The 14,901-nt window shown below is 60.8% G+C and carries 13 protein-coding genes; all 13 read right to left on the minus strand.

What is annotated here, in order from left to right:
- Nucleotides 1-11: 11 nt before the first annotated feature.
- Complete coding sequence (locus K3175_RS12320; RefSeq protein ID WP_221543672.1) at nt 12-2,720, minus strand: TonB-dependent receptor plug domain-containing protein; 2,709 nt, start codon at nt 2,718-2,720, stop codon at nt 12-14.
- A gap of 300 nt (nt 2,721-3,020) precedes the next feature.
- Complete coding sequence (locus tag K3175_RS12325) at nt 3,021-4,349, minus strand: ammonium transporter family protein (protein ID WP_221543673.1); 1,329 nt, start codon at nt 4,347-4,349, stop codon at nt 3,021-3,023.
- A gap of 13 nt (nt 4,350-4,362) precedes the next feature.
- Nucleotides 4,363-4,701, minus strand: a complete 339-nt coding sequence (locus K3175_RS12330; RefSeq protein ID WP_221543674.1) for a P-II family nitrogen regulator — start codon at nt 4,699-4,701, stop codon at nt 4,363-4,365.
- A 140-nt stretch (nt 4,702-4,841) separates the two neighbouring features.
- Nucleotides 4,842-5,543, minus strand: a complete 702-nt coding sequence (locus tag K3175_RS12335; RefSeq protein WP_221543675.1) for an endonuclease/exonuclease/phosphatase family protein — start codon at nt 5,541-5,543, stop codon at nt 4,842-4,844.
- Between the two features lie 42 nt (nt 5,544-5,585).
- Nucleotides 5,586-6,455 carry an alpha/beta fold hydrolase gene (locus tag K3175_RS12340; RefSeq protein ID WP_221543676.1) on the minus strand — a complete coding sequence of 290 codons (870 nt, stop codon included), beginning with the start codon at nt 6,453-6,455 and terminating at the stop codon, nt 5,586-5,588.
- Nucleotides 6,456-6,491: 36 nt separating this feature from the next.
- On the minus strand, nt 6,492-8,012 hold the full coding sequence (locus K3175_RS12345; protein WP_221543677.1) for a peptide chain release factor 3: 1,521 nt from the start codon (nt 8,010-8,012) through the stop codon (nt 6,492-6,494).
- 96 nt (nt 8,013-8,108) lie between these two features.
- The gene (locus K3175_RS12350; RefSeq protein WP_221543678.1) at nt 8,109-8,858 is read right to left on the minus strand and encodes an SDR family NAD(P)-dependent oxidoreductase; all 750 of its coding nucleotides are present in this window, start codon (nt 8,856-8,858) and stop codon (nt 8,109-8,111) included.
- The gene (gene pheT, locus K3175_RS12355) at nt 8,855-11,251 is read right to left on the minus strand and encodes a phenylalanine--tRNA ligase subunit beta (protein ID WP_221543679.1); all 2,397 of its coding nucleotides are present in this window, start codon (nt 11,249-11,251) and stop codon (nt 8,855-8,857) included. Before pheT ends, K3175_RS12350 begins: the two co-directional genes overlap by 4 nt.
- A complete protein-coding gene (pheS, locus tag K3175_RS12360) occupies nt 11,248-12,348 on the minus strand; it encodes a phenylalanine--tRNA ligase subunit alpha (RefSeq protein WP_221543680.1) in 1,101 nt (366 codons plus the stop codon). The genes pheT and pheS overlap by 4 nt, the downstream gene beginning before the upstream one ends.
- Nucleotides 12,349-12,424: 76 nt before the next feature.
- Nucleotides 12,425-13,039 carry a helix-turn-helix domain-containing protein gene (locus K3175_RS12365; protein ID WP_221543681.1) on the minus strand — a complete coding sequence of 205 codons (615 nt, stop codon included), beginning with the start codon at nt 13,037-13,039 and terminating at the stop codon, nt 12,425-12,427.
- 403 nt (nt 13,040-13,442) lie between these two features.
- Nucleotides 13,443-13,802: a 50S ribosomal protein L20 gene (rplT, locus tag K3175_RS12370; protein WP_221543682.1), complete on the minus strand. Its 360-nt coding sequence runs from the start codon at nt 13,800-13,802 to the stop codon at nt 13,443-13,445.
- 23 nt (nt 13,803-13,825) lie between these two features.
- Nucleotides 13,826-14,029 (minus strand): 50S ribosomal protein L35, encoded by a 204-nt coding sequence (gene rpmI / locus K3175_RS12375; protein ID WP_221426156.1) that lies wholly within the window; start codon nt 14,027-14,029, stop codon nt 13,826-13,828.
- Between the two features lie 120 nt (nt 14,030-14,149).
- Nucleotides 14,150-14,899: an SDR family oxidoreductase gene (locus tag K3175_RS12380; RefSeq protein ID WP_221543683.1), complete on the minus strand. Its 750-nt coding sequence runs from the start codon at nt 14,897-14,899 to the stop codon at nt 14,150-14,152.
- Nucleotides 14,900-14,901: the final 2 nt, after the last annotated feature.

Genomic DNA, 14,901 nt, shown 5'->3' on the forward strand with positions numbered 1-14,901 from the left:
TGGCTTTACTGTTACCATTGAAAGCGTGCGCGGAGGTAATAGCTTCCACCGTTGAAGCCGAATGGCGAACGTTCGCCATATTTGCCCCCCGCAACTCCCGAATAGGGATTCAAGTCGGGATAGTTGTCGAACAGGTTCTGGGCGCCAGCGGCGATTTCGAGACCGTCGATAACTTCGTAGCCCAGCTCTGCATCGAAAGTCACTTCCGCACCGGCATCGATCGGTAATGTCGAATCCTCGAGGTAGGCTTCGTAATAGCTGCCGAAATAATTGGCTCGCAGCAGCCCCCGGAAACGCCCTTGCTCGTGCGTCAGATTGAGGAAGCCCTTCCATTTCGGAAGACCCTCTTCCAATTGGCGTACGCGCGTATCGGAGATGGTTTCTCCGACGTCGGTCACCGAAGTATCGGTATAATTGATGGCCAGGGTCGCCCGCGTAGTGCCTCCTTCAATCGGATAGAGACGGGCGTTGGCCACGAAATCGAGGCCCTGAGTGCGTGTATCGAAGTCGTTGTTGAAATAGGTGAACGCCACCAGATCCTCGAAACCGGTGAAGTCGGTCCGGTTCAAAGATCCTGCCGCATCCAGCTGAGTGAGCAGTTCAGCAGGTGATGGAAGGTCCGCGTCCGGCGCGTTGTAATCTGCCGGACAGTTCGTGGCCACACCATCCGCCTCTGCGAGATAGCAGAGTGCGGCAGGGAAATTGATGGTGGAAGAGCGAGAAATGCGGTCTTTCAGCTTGATGTTGAAATAGTCGAGCGTGACAGTGAAGTCCCCGAAATCGCCCGCAATTCCCAGCGTGAAGCTGTCCGCTTTTTCGGGCCCAAGGGTTGGCCGATCGAGCCCCAAGCTGTTCTGCACATAGTCCGCCGCGATCAAGCCAGCGGGGCTGTTGAGTGGGAAGGTACCTTCGTCCTGCAACGTTCCGCCCGAGAACTGCGTGGTGACATTGATGACATTGGCCTGCCCAGCCGTCGGCACGTGGAAGCCGGTTGAGTAGGTCCCGCGCAGACGAAACGCATCGCTGAGCTTGTAAAGTCCGCCGAGTTTCCAAGTCACGGTGTCGCCGAAGCTCTTCGTGTCTTCGTACCGAACGGCCCCCTGGAGCGTCAGCGCATCGACGAGGTCTGCTTCGATGTCGATATAGGCTGCCTTGTTGTCTTCCTTGCTCGAACCTGCTGCATTCGTCGCAAAGCCGGGGAAACCGTTCGAACTGGTCGAAAAGCCCTGGCCGATCGGATAGGCTGCCGTAGGCTGTGCCAATGGGCCAAGTTCGAAGGATTCCGGATCGCCCGCCGTGATCGTGAATTCCTCGTCTCGATACTCGGCCCCAGCGGCAATATAGACGCTGCCTTCGCCCAGCGGAACTTCATAGCCCAGATCCAGATTCACGACGTTTTCCGTCTGTGCATAACCGCCCGGATTGAAGGTAGTCGGAGTGTTGGGGCCTAGGGACGCGTTGACTGTATTCCGTATCTGGAAAGACGTCTTGTTTCGTCCGTGGCGATAGCTGAGATCATAATCCAGCCCGCCGAACAGCTGCCCGCGCAAGCCGGCTGCTACGGAATAATCCTCGACGTCGCCCCCGAAGCGGGGCGTGAAACCGCCCGGAAAGATCTCGACGAAGCTGAAGCAATTATCGTCCGCCTGAACCTGCGCAAGGATCGTCGGGTCAGGAATGAGACCGCCGCCCGCAGTCAAAGGAATTCCGGCAGGACAGTCGCCAGCGGTATCGATCGATAGATCCCCGACGAGTACCGAGGGCACCCCGCCGTCCTCTTCCGCCAGTGGCTGACCGGTAGCGGGATCGACAGTCGGCCCCGCATAGACGCCCCCGCGATTGGTCGGGTTGCGGAAATAGAAACCGCCATCGACATTCCGTTCGGCATAGTTGCCGAAGGCGTAAAAATTGACCGCAGGGCTGAATTCGTAGCCCATGTTGGCATAGAATTTCGTGTCGTCGTTGACGTTTGGTTGACCCCAGATCTGCGCGGGATCTGCAACGGCTGTGTTTCCGGCGGCAATTAGTGCAGCCGCGTCGTCACGCTGTACCGAGCGGGAGGTGGCGTCGGATTCGCCATATTCCCCTGACAGATTGATAAACCCGCCGGTTCCAAGGCCGAGGCCGATGTTGGCGCCAATCGTATATTGATCGCCATCGCCTTCATAGGTCTCACCCCATTGAGCGGAAATCGTTCCACCTTCAGGGGCATCCTTGAGGATGAAGTTGAGGACGCCGGCAATGGCGTCGGAACCGTATTGCGAGGACGCGCCATCGCGCAGAACTTCAAGTTGCTTGATTGCGATCGCCGGGATGACCGAGATATCCGGCCCCTGCGAGCCGTCGGATATCCCGCCTCCTAGAAACGCAATTACCGCGGCGCGGTGCATGCGTTTGCCATTCACCAGGACGAGCGTGTTATCGGGAGAAAGCCCGCGCAGGTTAGCAGGCCTGACGAGAGTAGCCGCATCGGAGATCGGCTGGGTGCCCACGTTGAATGATGGCACCGACACCCGGAGCACATTCCCGATGTCACTGCTTGCCGTATTGTTCAGTTCATCTGTCCCGACCACGTCGACAGGAGCCACCGTATCGGCCGCGGACCGGTTGGTTTGCCGCGTTCCGGTGACGATGATCGCCTGAGAATCGGCCTCGGGTACGGCAACGGCATCCGAGGTGACCCGTGCTTCCGCATCCTGGGCCAAGGCGGGTGTACTCATCCCCAGCCAAGCTGCTCCTGACAATAGGGTAGCTCGGTAAAGTACGTGTGCATGTATAGATCTAATTGTCATCACATCCTCCCTGATGAGCGCGCTGCAACCCCAAGTATCAGCGGGCGATTCTACACTTATACCTGTATTATAATATGCACAATTGACTTATTTATCAGTCTGTTATTTAAAAAAAGGGCCGAGAGTATTTCATCTCGGCCCATTCAATAGTCGGTGTTCGCAGGAGGAACATAGGTAGGCGAGGCCGCCCGAAGCTGGAGAGAGGTGGCGGCCCCGCCAAACTGTTGATCATGTAGTGCGGGTGAATTCGGGATAGGCTTCGATACCGGTCTCCCCGAGGTCCAGGCCCGCCATTTCTTCCGCTTCGCTCGGACGAAGGCCGATGGTCGCTTTCAGGGCAAACCAGACCAGAGCGGAAACAATGCTGACGAAGATACCGGTCGCGGCCACACCTGTAATCTGGGCAACGAAGGGCACCTCAGTATTGGTGAGCGGCACTGCGAGCGTCCCCCAAATTCCGGCCATGAGGTGGACAGGGATGGCGCCGACCACGTCGTCGATCTTCAGCTTGTCCAGGATGGGGACAAAGATGACGGGAAGCGCGCCGCCGATGCCGCCGATGATGATAGCCATGCCCACATTGGGAGTGAGCGGCTCGGCGGTAATCGCGACAAGCCCTGCCAGCGCTCCATTCAGCGCCATGGTCGTGTCAGCCTTGCCATAGCGAAGCTGAGTGAAGATGATCGCGACCACCACCCCGGCGCAAGCGGCCATGTTGGTATTCACGAAGATCTTCGACACGTCGGAGACATCGCCCACCGTACCCATGGCGAGTTGTGATGCGCCATTGAAACCGAACCAGCCGAGCCAAAGGATGAAGGTACCAAGGGTCGCCAACGGAATGCTGGAACCAGGAAACACTGCCATCTTGCCATCTTTGGCATAACGGCCGAGCCGCGGGCCTATGATCAGCGCACCCATGAGCGCCGCCCATCCACCGGTTGAATGGACTAGCGTCGAGCCGGCAAAGTCGGAAAAGCCCATGGCATCCAGCCATCCAGCGCCCCATTCCCAGCTTACGATCACAGGATAGATGAAGCCGGTCAGGATCGTCACGAAAACGAAGAAGGGAACCAGTTTGACTCGCTCGGCCACGGTACCCGACACGATGGAGGCGGTAGTGGCGCAGAACACCATCTGGAAAAACCAGTCCGAAGCGACCGAGTATCCCGTACCTGTGTCGGCTTCACCCACGCCCTGCATGGCGTAAGGGAAATTGGCGATACCGAAGTAGCCGCCTTCGAAACCGGGATAGGCGATCGAATACCCGATGACCCAGAACATCAGTCCGGCGATGGCATACAGGCCGATGTTCTTCAGACACTGTACCGAAACGTTCTTGGAGCGAACCAGTCCTGCCTCGAGCATGGCGAAACCTGCCGCCATCCACATGACAAGAAACCCGCCAATGAGAAATAATAGCGTGTTGAAAATATAGGCCGTGCCTCCACCGACGGCTTCTGCGGCAGCCGGCGCAGCTTCCTGGGCAAGGGCCGGTTCGGCCAGCACCAACCCGGCAAGCGCCAGCGGGGCGATGCGATGAAGCGAGCGTTTCATGTCTGAGAATCCCTTAAAGCGCGGTTTCACCGGTTTCACCGGTACGGATGCGGGTTGCGCTGGCGAGGTCGAAGACGAATATCTTCCCATCGCCGATGGCTTCGGTGCTGGCGGTCTGCTGGATCGTTTCGACAGCCTGGCCGGCCAGATCATCAGCTACGGCGATCTCAAGCTTCACCTTGGGCAGCATATTGGTCGAATATTCGGCGCCGCGGTATATTTCCGTCTGGCCCTTTTGCCTGCCGAAACCCTTGACCTCGGTGACCGTCATTCCGGCCACGCCGATGCCCCCAAGCGCTTCACGCACCTCGTCAAGCTTGAACGGCTTGATGACTGCGATGATGAATTTCACCCGCTCACCCCCTGCTAACCTCCCGGCCCAAGCACCGGTCAGAACTTGACAGCAAGACGCGTGCCAAGACGGAAATGGCGTAAAGTTACAAGTTCGCAGCCATAATCGCGACATTTGTTGCCTTATATTTGGGCAACTGGTTACTTTTTAGTCAAATCGAGGGTCGCAGTAATTGGTAGATGGTCGGATGCCGCGGATGACAGACCGGTGCGATGCACGCCATGGTCGCTGCAGGACCAATGATGCGTGGCGACAATGCGATCGAGCGTGGCGAGAGGCTGACGCGAAGGGTAGCTCCTACCTGGAGTAATGACGGTCCAGCGCCTCGAGAATTCCCGCATCGCTCCCGTGGCGCGGCCCCATTGATTGAAGTCGCCCATGATCACGGTCGGCAACCCCCTCTCGCATTTCTCCACATACCGCACGAGAGTTCTGATCTGATCGCGGCGGCGAAGGCCGGACAGGTCGAGGTGGGTTCCAATAATCCGGATACGCGTTCCGCCCACTGTCACCTCGCCGCACGCCGCACCTCTCGGTTCCAGCGTGGGCAAATCAAGCGCCTCAGCCCCATTTACTTCGAACTTGCGCCGCACCAGCAGGGCATTGCCATGCCACCCAATGCTCCGCGGCCGCTTTGCCACTTCGATGAGGCGCCATGGGCTGTCATCAATTTCGGAGCGGGGAATACACGACTCGCGCGCACCAATGCGGCGATCTGCCTCCTGCAGCGCTATGATATCTGCATCTACTTCGTGCAAAACAGACAAAATCCGCTCCGGATCGCGTTTGCGATCCAGGCCCACGGCCTTGTGAATATTATAACTGGCAAACGTCAGACGCACAGTTAACCCAATGCGCGTGATGACTTTCTGGTGCCAGTATCGTCAAAGAAAATCGCGAATGGTCTTCATGAAGCGATCGAACTGGTCATGATGTAGCCAGTGTCCGGCGTTTTCGAATTCAATCACTTCTGCATGGGAGAAATGATCGAGCCTGCCGTCGCCTTCCGGATTGGAAGCCCAACTGTCTGCCCCGTAAAGGAGCAGTGTGGGTGCGGAAATCGCCGACCAGGTCTGGTGGATGAATTCATCCGCGACGTCCTCGACCTGCCATACGTTGAGGTGCGGATCGAACTTCCAGCTGTAAGTGCCGTCTTCATTGCGGTTCACCCCATGGATCGTGAGGTGGCGCGCCTGCTCCTCGGAAAGATAGCTGTTTTCCTCGATCATCCGGGCGAATGCCGCCTCGATGCTTTCATATTTGCGCGGGGTCCTGCCCGAAGCGGCGCGTTTCTTGCCGATCCATTCGGCCATGCGTTCGGGATAGCTTTTCTCCCGCGTTTCGGCCTGCCGCTTGGGGCTGGAGCCCAGCCCCTCGATAGCCACGATCTTGCGGACCATGTCGGGCATAGTCCCGGCATATCGGAGCGATACGTTGCCGCCCATCGAGTGACTCACGATCGTTACCGGACCGACACCCAGCTGGTGAACCAGCTGGGCAAGATCGTAGACCATGTCGCTGACCAGGTAATTGCCATCGGAAACCCAGTCTGAATCGCCGTGACCGCGGTGATCCATCGCCACAACATGCCAGTCGTCGCGCAATTGCTCTGCCACCCAGTCCCAACTGCGCGCGTGATCGCGGCCGCCATGCACCAATATCAGCGGAGGCTTGCCGCGATTGCCCCAGTCCAGATAATTCAACCGCAGGCGTTGCGAGACGAAGGTTTGCGAAGTGGGGCCGGTCAGCGTCATGCCTTGCTTTGCAATGGCATCACGAATGATTCAAGCTCACCGCTCCTTGGTGGCGGAGAAGGTGAGTTCAGGATTCTTTTCTTCCTGGTAATTCACGTCCCACGGACTTTTCGCCATGAAAACAAGATCGCCATCGCGGTCCTTTGCGAGGTTCGAGCGGTTGAATTTCTCGAATTCGTCCATCGCCTTGGCATCACCCCTGAGCCAGCGAGCGGTGGAAAAAGGAGACGCTTCCAGCCGCGCTTCGACCTTGTATTCGGCCGCGAGCCGGCTGATCAGCACGTCTAGCTGGAGCTGACCGACCACGCCGACGATCCACTGCCCGCCAATTTCAGGATAGAACACCTGGATCACACCCTCTTCGGACAGATCGTCCAGCGCCTTGCGCAATTGCTTGGTCTTGGTCGGGTCGGCCAGCTGGACGCGGCGCAGGATTTCCGGCGCGAAATTGGGCAGGCCGGTGAAGCGGAGCTGGTTCTTCTCGCTGAGAGTGTCGCCCACTCGCAGCGTGCCATGGTTGGGAATGCCGATGATATCGCCTGCCTCGGCGGTGTCGGCCACTTCGCGGTCCTGCGCGAAGAACAGGATCGGCGAATGGATCGCAATGGGCTTCCCCAATCCCGACGGGGTGAGCTTCATCCCGCGTTTGAAGGTGCCGGACACCTGCCGCATGAAGGCGATGCGGTCGCGGTGGTTCGGATCCATATTGGCCTGAACTTTGAAGATGAACCCGGTCACCTCGTCGCGATCCGGATCAACCTGTTCTTCACCGGCCGGCTGCGGGCGTGGTGGCGGGGCATATTTCGCAATCGCCTCGATCAATTCGGTAACGCCGAAATTCTTCAGCGCCGATCCGAAATACACGGGCGTCAGATCGCCGTTTCGATAGGCTTCAAGGTCGAACTCGGGATAGCCGATCTGTGCCAGTTCGACGTTTTCTTCGATTGTTTCGGGGAGATCAAAATTCTCCACCCGCTTGCCCTTGAATTCCTTCGACGGGCCTTCCGGCACCACGACTTCGCCGCTCGAGAAATCGAGGATGCCCTGGAATTCGCCGCCCATGCCGACGGGGTACATCTGCGGCGACACGTCCAGCGCCAGCATATCGGCGATTTCGTCGAGCAGCTCGAAAACCGGGCGGCCTTCGCGATCCACCTTGTTGACGAAGGTGATGATCGGCACGCTGCGCAAACGGCAGACCTCGAACAGCTTGCGCGTCTGTGGTTCGATCCCCTTGGCCGCGTCGATTACCATGATGGCGCTGTCGACCGCGGTCAGCGTACGATAAGTGTCTTCGGAGAAGTCCTCGTGACCAGGCGTGTCGAGCAGGTTGAAGGTGATCCCGTCACGCTCGAAGGTCATGACCGAGCTGGTCACTGAGATGCCGCGCTGCTGCTCGATCTTCATCCAGTCAGACCGCGCCCGCCGCGCCGCGCCGCGCGCCTTGACCTCGCCCGCCAGATGGATGGCGCCGCCGGTCAGCAGCAGCTTCTCGGTCAGCGTGGTCTTACCCGCGTCGGGATGCGAAATGATGGCGAAGGTACGGCGGTTGGACATTTAACTTTCCTCGTCATTCCCGCGAAAGCGGGAATCCAGATCACTTTTCAATTGGCGGAAAGGTCAGCTGGACCCCCGCCTGCGCGGGGGTGACGGTTAGCGATGTTCCCGCGCCACCCGGAAGCCGGCGAAATCCTGGCTTACCGGCATGGGTTCGAGCCGGTTGATATTGAGATGCGGCGGCAGCTCGGCGACCCATTTGATCATTTCGGCGATGTCTTGGCCTGTCATCGGATCAGCGCCGCGGTAGAGATCGTCAGAGGCTTCCTGACTGCCGGTGCGGACCTTGGTGAATTCGGTTTCTACCATTCCGGGCTCGATGCTGGTCACGCGCACACCGGTGCCATGGAGGTCGGCGCGCAGGGCCAGTGTGAAGTGGTTCACGAAAGCCTTTGACCCGGCATAGACGTTACCGCCCGGGTAAACGTAATTGCCCGCGACCGAGCCGATCGCGATGATCGCGCCCTTGCGCTCGATCAGCGTCGGCAGCAGCTTGCGGGTCAGCACGACCATCGCCGTCACGTTGGTGTCGATCATGGTATGCCAGTCATCGAGACTGGCCTCCTGCGCCGGGGCGAGGCCCTGCGCGAGACCGGCGTTGTTCACCAGCAGGTCGATGCCGGCGAACTCTTCGGGAAGCCCGGCAATCGCCGCATCCATGGCCTCGCTGTCGCGCACGTCGAATACGGCAGGATGGACCTTGTCTGCACCCAGTTCATCGACCAGCGCCTCGAGCCGCTCCTTGCGCCGCCCGGTGGCGATGCAGCGCCAACCGCTCGCCACCAGCGTGCGCACGGTTGCCTCGCCAATGCCTGCAGTGGCGCCGGTTACAAATGCCGTCTTCATCCGCGCAACTCCGCTCCCTGTTTGGCCGCAGCGGCCACGATCTTGTCCGAGACCGCCTTGATCTCGGCATCGGTGAAGCTCTTGTCGCCCGGCTGCAGCAGCACTTCCACCGCGACCGAGAGCTTGCCTTCAGGCACACCCTGCCCGGCAAAGACATCGAAGACGCGTGCATCGACGATGGCCTGCTTGTCCGCGCCCTTCACCGCGCGCACCAGGTCGGCGGCCGCGAGATCGGCGGGCACGAGGAAAGCGAAGTCGCGCGTGATCGCCTGCAAGGCAGGCGGGCTGTAGGCGGGACGGGCGAATCCCGCACTGCCCTTCTTCGCCGGGATTGCGTCGAGGAAAAGCTCGACCGACATCACTGGGCCATCGACATCGAAGGCCTTGAGTGTGCCAGGGTGAAGCGCACCGAAGCGGGCTAGCACGTTCTTGGGGCCGAGCCGCAGGGTGGCCGACTGGCCGGGGTGGAACTGCTCGCCCGCTTCACCCATGACCATCAGGTTGGCAACCGGTGCGCCCGCCGCTTCGAGCAGCGCCATGGCTTCGGCCTTCGCGTCATAGGCATCGAACATGCGTGCCTTGCCCTGCGCCCAGCCACGTGAGTCCCTCTGTCCGGCGAGGACAACACCCAGCGTCGGCCGTTCGTCACTCGCGCCGTTCTTGCCGCGGAAATAGCGCCGTCCGATCTCGAACAGACGTGCGCCAGCTGCGCCGCGATCGGCGTTGCGCTTGGCCGCTGCAAGCAGGCCGGGGATAAGCGAGGGCCGCATTGCCTTCATGTCTTCGCTGATCGGGTTGTCGAGCACCCACAGCGCGTCGGCATCCTCCGCGAAATGCGCGGCATCTCCGGTCGGCAGGAAGGACCAGGTGACCGCTTCGTTCAGCCCGCGCGCCGCCGCAGCACGGCGCAGCTTGCGCTCAAGCTTCTGCAATGGGGTTGCGGTCGGCCGGGCAACGCCGGGCTGACGCGGCAGCGGCACGCTCTCTACCTTGTCGAGCCCGTAAATGCGGACCACTTCCTCGACCAGATCGGCAGCGCCTTCGATATCATGGCGGCGCGGCGGACAGGTCACCGACCAGTCGGCACCGACGGCGAAATCGAGCGATTCGAGGATGGCACGCTGCGTATCGTCGGCAACCTCGACCCCGCCTAGCCGCGCTGTCAGCATAGGATCGAATGCGATCACCTGCGCCTCAACCGGCGGCTGACCGGCGCGAACGACCTCGCTCGGCGTGCCGCCGCAGGTCTTGACGATCAGGTTGGTCAAAAATGCCAGCCCTTCATCGAGGAATGCCGGATCGACGCCGCGCTCGAAGCGCGTGCGCGCGTCGGAGGCGAGGCCCAGCTTGCGGCCCGTTACGCCGATGCGTTCGGGATCGAAATAGGCGATTTCGAGCAGCACGTCGGTCGTGTCTGTCGTCGCCCCTGAATGCTCGCCGCCCATGATGCCGGCGATATCATGAACACCCGCATCGTCCGCGATGACAGTCATCGTGTCGTCGAGCGTGTAGGTCTTCTCGTTCAGCGCCTCGACCGTTTCGCCGTTCTTCGCCCGGCGCGCCACGACGCCGCCCGAAAGCTTGGCAAGATCATAGACATGGGCCGGGCGCCCGAAGGCGAGCATGAGATAGTTGGTCGCGTCGACCAGCGCCGAGATCGGCCGCTGGCCCGCCGCGATCAGGCGGCGCTGCATCCATTCGGGCGATGGCTTGGTGTTGTCCACCCCGCGGATGACCCGGCCATAGAACGCCGGGCAGCCCTGCGGATCGTCGGTTCTGATTTCCACCGGGCACGGTCCGGAGGCGGCGACATCATCCGCCTCGACCGGCTTCAGCGTGCCAAGGCCAGCCGCCGCAAGATCGCGCGCGATGCCCTGCACGCCCATGCAATCGGGACGATTGGGCGTGATCGCTACATCTAGGATCGGAGAGGCTGCGTGATAATCTGCGAAGCTCTGCCCGACCGGCGCATCTTCCGGCAACTCGATGATCCCGTCGTGCTCGTCGCCCAGCTCGAGCTCGCGAACCGAACACATCATGCCGTTGCTTTCGACCCCTCGGATCGCGCTCTTGCGCAGCTCCATACCGTTGGCGGGCACGACTGCGCCGGGCAGACCCAGCACACCCTTCATCCCGGCGCGCGCATTGGGCGCGCCGCAGACCACCTGCAGCGGATCGCCCTCGCCCGTGTCGACGGTCAGGACCTGCAGCTTGTCGGCATCGGGATGCTTGGCAGCGGTCAGAACCTTGGCGACACGGAACCCGGCCAGCCGTTCCGCGGGATCCTCAATCCCTTCGACCTCATGGCCGATCCGGTTCAGCGCGGCGGCGATCTCCGCCACAGATGCGTCGGTATCGAGGAAGTATTCGAGCCATTCGACGGAGAATTTCATGCGCCTGCTCCCACGCCTGCCGACAGCGTCGGTTGGTCGAAGGGCGAGAAGCCGTAATGATCGGCCCAGCGGTAATCGCCGTCGAAGAAGGCGCGCAAATCATCCATCCCGTATTTGAGCATGGCGAGGCGGTCGACGCCCAGTCCCCATGCAAAACCCTGCCATTCGTCGGGATCGAGCCCGGCGAATTCGATCACGCGGCGATTGACCATGCCGCTGCCGAGCAATTCCATCCAGCCATGGCCCGGCGCATCGCCGTCTCCGCCCAGAACCTTGCGGCCATTCACATCCTGCCACCCCACATCGACCTCGACGCTCGGTTCGGTGAAGGGGAAGTAGGACGGGCGCAGGCGCAGCACGATGTCCTCGCGCTCGAAGAAGGCTTTGAGGAACGTCTCCAGCGTCCATTTGAGATGACCGAGGTTGATATCGCGGTCGATCACCAGCCCTTCGACCTGGTGGAACATCGGCGTGTGAGTCGCATCGCTGTCGCTGCGATAGACGCGGCCCGGAGCGATGATGCGGATCGGGGCACCCTGCTCTACCAAGGAGCGGATTTGCACCGGCGACGTATGTGTCCGCAACAACATCCGGTTTCCGTCGGCATCGCGATCGGGGAAATAGAAGGTGTCGTGCATGGCGCGCGCGGGATGCGTTTCGGCCATGTTGAGCGCGGTGAAATTGTGCCAGTCGTCCTCGATCTCGGGCCCGGTGGCGACCGAGAAGCCGAGGTCGGCGAAGATTTCTGCCAGTTCGTCCATCACCTGGCTGACCGGGTGGACCGAGCCCTTGGGCGCTTGCGGAGCGGGCAGGGTCAGGTCCAGCGTTTCCGAGGACAGCTTCTGCGCCAGCGCTTCCGTTTCGAATTGCGCCTTGCGGGCAGCGATGGCTTCGGTGACTGCGCTGCGCGCACCCTGAATTTTCGGCGCCTGCTCCTGCCGCTCTTCCGGGCTCATCTTGCCCAGAGTTTTCATCAGGGCCGAAATGGAACCCTGCTTGCCTAGATATTCGATCCGCAGGCCTTCCAGCGCATCGGCATCCGCGGTTTCGGCAATGCGCGCAAGCGCATCGGTCTGCAATGTGAGAAGGTCGGTCATCTAACTCTCGGAGAAAATAGGTCTGCCGCCAGCCCCTAGCGGCATTGGCGCGATAGCTAAAGCCTGGTCTGGCGGATTAACCGGCTTGCGTCGTGCTGGCGGGAATATCGGCAGAAGTCGGCGCCGGAAGGCCCCATATCCGGCGGCGCTCCGCTACGAATGCGTCGAGGATCGGATGATCCATTTGCGCATATTGCGTGGGGCTCATGCCCATGAAGCTATGGAATTCGCGGACGAAATGGGCGTGGTCGTGATAATGCCTGTCCATCGTCCTGGACCAGTTCTGCGCGCCATCGGCAAGAAACGCGGTAAGGCTTCTGATGAGGCGCTGACGCCGCAGCATGAGCCGCGGCGGGAACCCGAAATAGCGGGCGCACATCCGCTCCAATGTCCTGACGGTCATCCCGATCCGGTCCGCAAGCTCCGGCACCTCGATCAGAAAAGGGTCGGCCATCGCTGTATGAATGGCCGTTATTCTTGCCTCGTCTTTTGGCGGCGGCGCAAGTGCGCGAGAGAATTCGACGATACGGGCGAAGTCTTCGTCCTCCGACGCTTGCGAGGCACACAGCTCCTTGCAGAGCGGAGTGAAGCCGGAAAACGGGCTCTGGGCCATGCCGTCGAACACGCGGTCCGCACAGTCCTTGGCCGAAGCGTTGACATATCTCGCCCAGCCGACAGGAAGGATTGCCATGCCCCACAAGGTGCAGGGACCGACCTCGAAATTCACCGGATGGGAGCGCGGGCCCGTTGCCGCGAAGTGGCTGGTTACTTCCCGGCCGGTCGACAAAGTAAATGTAGGGGGGTTTTTGATAACCATTCGCATGTTGCCCCATTCCGGCAACAAGCAATCATCGACCTTTCCGCCAGGAATCGGCTGAACAGTCACCTTGTAAATAGTGCTAAAGCAATTCGCGAGATCATCGGGCAGCGCAAAAAAGCGCACATTTACTGCCCCGGACAGACCCTTTGTCGCAACCTCTCTCACAAGACTACTGTAGCGACACTTTCATATTCGCGCCAGCTTACATTACAAAAAAGCGAGCGCTTCCCATTTTGGGAAACGCTCGCTTTTTGATTTTCCATCGAATTTTTGTTTAGGCGGGGAGCGCCTTCTTGGCCTGTTCGATGATAGCCTTGAATGCCGCACCTTCGTTCATGGCGAGATCGGCCATGACCTTGCGGTCGAGCTCGATGCCCGCCAGCTTGGTGCCGTGCATGAACTGCGAATAGGTGAGGCCTTCTGCGCGGACGGCAGCGTTGATACGCTGGATCCACAGGGCGCGGAAACTGCGCTTCTTAACCTTGCGGTCGCGATAGGCGTACTGGCCGGCCTTCTCGACGGCCTGACGAGCAACGCGAATCGTATTCTTACGACGGCCGCGATAGCCCTTGGCCTGATCTAGGAGCCGCTTGTGCTTCTGGCGCGTGGTGACGCCGCGTTTAATGCGAGGCATATCTTTTTCTCCTTATTTCGCGATCAGTCGAGGCCGTACGGCGCCCACTTTTTCACTGCTTTCCAGTCCGCTTCGGACAGGACAGTCGTGCCGCGGTTCTGGCGGATATACTTCGCATTGTGACTGGACAGACGGTGGCGCTTGCCGGCGACACCATGCTTGACCTTGCCGGTCGCGGTGAGTTTGAAGCGCTTCTTCACACCGCTCTTGGTCTTCAGCTTGGGCATTTTCATCTCCTTTGTCAGAGACACGTTCGAACCAGCCCTGGCAGCCCTTGTCGCCAGGCCGGCTGAGAATCACGTGTCGGTGAAGGCGCGCGAAATAGCGCTTCTCCGCGCAAATGCAAGTCAGAAGTGGGTTACATAGCCCCCGTCGACGACCAGAGTATGGCCGGTGACGTAGGAGGCGTCGGGGGAGGCGAGGAAGGCGACGGGGCCGGCGATTTCCTCCGGCCTCGCCCAGCGGCCGAGCGAGGTGCGGCCCTTGAGGTGGTCGGCGACCTCGGATGTCCGGGTGAACCATTCCTCGTTCCGCTCGGTCAGCACGAAGCCTGGGGCGACCGAATTCACGGTAATCCCGTCCGGCCCGAGCTCGGCGGAAAGGGCGCGAGTCAGGCCGTCCAGCGCGGCTTTGCTGGCGGTATAGGAGGCATCGCCGCGTGCGATCAGCGAGGCGATCGAAGTGATATTGATGATCCGGCCATAGCCGCGGGAGCGCATCAGCGGGGCGGCGTGGCGGGCGAGATCGAAGGGCGCGACGAGGTTGGTTTCGAGCAGGCGCCGCACGTCCTCCCGCCCGATTTCCGCGAGCGGACGCCGGTCCCGCTCCCCCGCATTGTTCACCAGAATGTCGAGACCTGTTCCGGAAAAGGCCCCGAACACCTTCTTGATCGGGGCCTGATCGGCCAGATCGAAGGCCAGCGGCCGGACAGTGCCGCCGATCGCGTGACAGGCCTCCTCGAGCGCCGATCCGTCCCGCCCGCCAAGCCAGACCTCGGAGCCGTCCGCCGCCAGCCGCTGTGCGATCGCAAAGCCCAGTCCGCGTGCCGCGCCGGTGACCAGCGCGATCCGGCCCTCGAGTGGTTTTCCGCCAGCCATGG

The sequence above is a fragment of the Qipengyuania aestuarii genome (genome assembly GCF_019711535.1).
Lineage (GTDB): Bacteria > Pseudomonadota > Alphaproteobacteria > Sphingomonadales > Sphingomonadaceae > Qipengyuania > Qipengyuania aestuarii.

Excerpts from the sequence above, each read along its gene's own strand:
- K3175_RS12320 (WP_221543672.1), bottom strand. The coding sequence starts at position 2,720 with ATGAGTACACCCGCCTTGGCCCAGGATGCGGAAGCACGGGTCACCTCG.
- K3175_RS12325 (WP_221543673.1), bottom strand. The coding sequence starts at position 4,349 with ATGAAACGCTCGCTTCATCGCATCGCCCCGCTGGCGCTTGCCGGGTTG.
- K3175_RS12340 (WP_221543676.1), bottom strand. The coding sequence starts at position 6,455 with ATGACGCTGACCGGCCCCACTTCGCAAACCTTCGTCTCGCAACGCCTG.
- K3175_RS12345 (WP_221543677.1), bottom strand. The coding sequence starts at position 8,012 with ATGTCCAACCGCCGTACCTTCGCCATCATTTCGCATCCCGACGCGGGT.
- K3175_RS12350 (WP_221543678.1), bottom strand. The coding sequence starts at position 8,858 with ATGAAGACGGCATTTGTAACCGGCGCCACTGCAGGCATTGGCGAGGCA.
- pheT (WP_221543679.1), bottom strand. The coding sequence starts at position 11,251 with ATGAAATTCTCCGTCGAATGGCTCGAATACTTCCTCGATACCGACGCA.
- pheS (WP_221543680.1), bottom strand. The coding sequence starts at position 12,348 with ATGACCGACCTTCTCACATTGCAGACCGATGCGCTTGCGCGCATTGCC.
- K3175_RS12365 (WP_221543681.1), bottom strand. The coding sequence starts at position 13,039 with ATGGCAATCCTTCCTGTCGGCTGGGCGAGATATGTCAACGCTTCGGCC.
- rplT (WP_221543682.1), bottom strand. The coding sequence starts at position 13,802 with ATGCCTCGCATTAAACGCGGCGTCACCACGCGCCAGAAGCACAAGCGG.
- rpmI (WP_221426156.1), bottom strand. The coding sequence starts at position 14,029 with ATGCCCAAGCTGAAGACCAAGAGCGGTGTGAAGAAGCGCTTCAAACTC.
- K3175_RS12380 (WP_221543683.1), bottom strand. The coding sequence starts at position 14,899 with ATGGCTGGCGGAAAACCACTCGAGGGCCGGATCGCGCTGGTCACCGGC.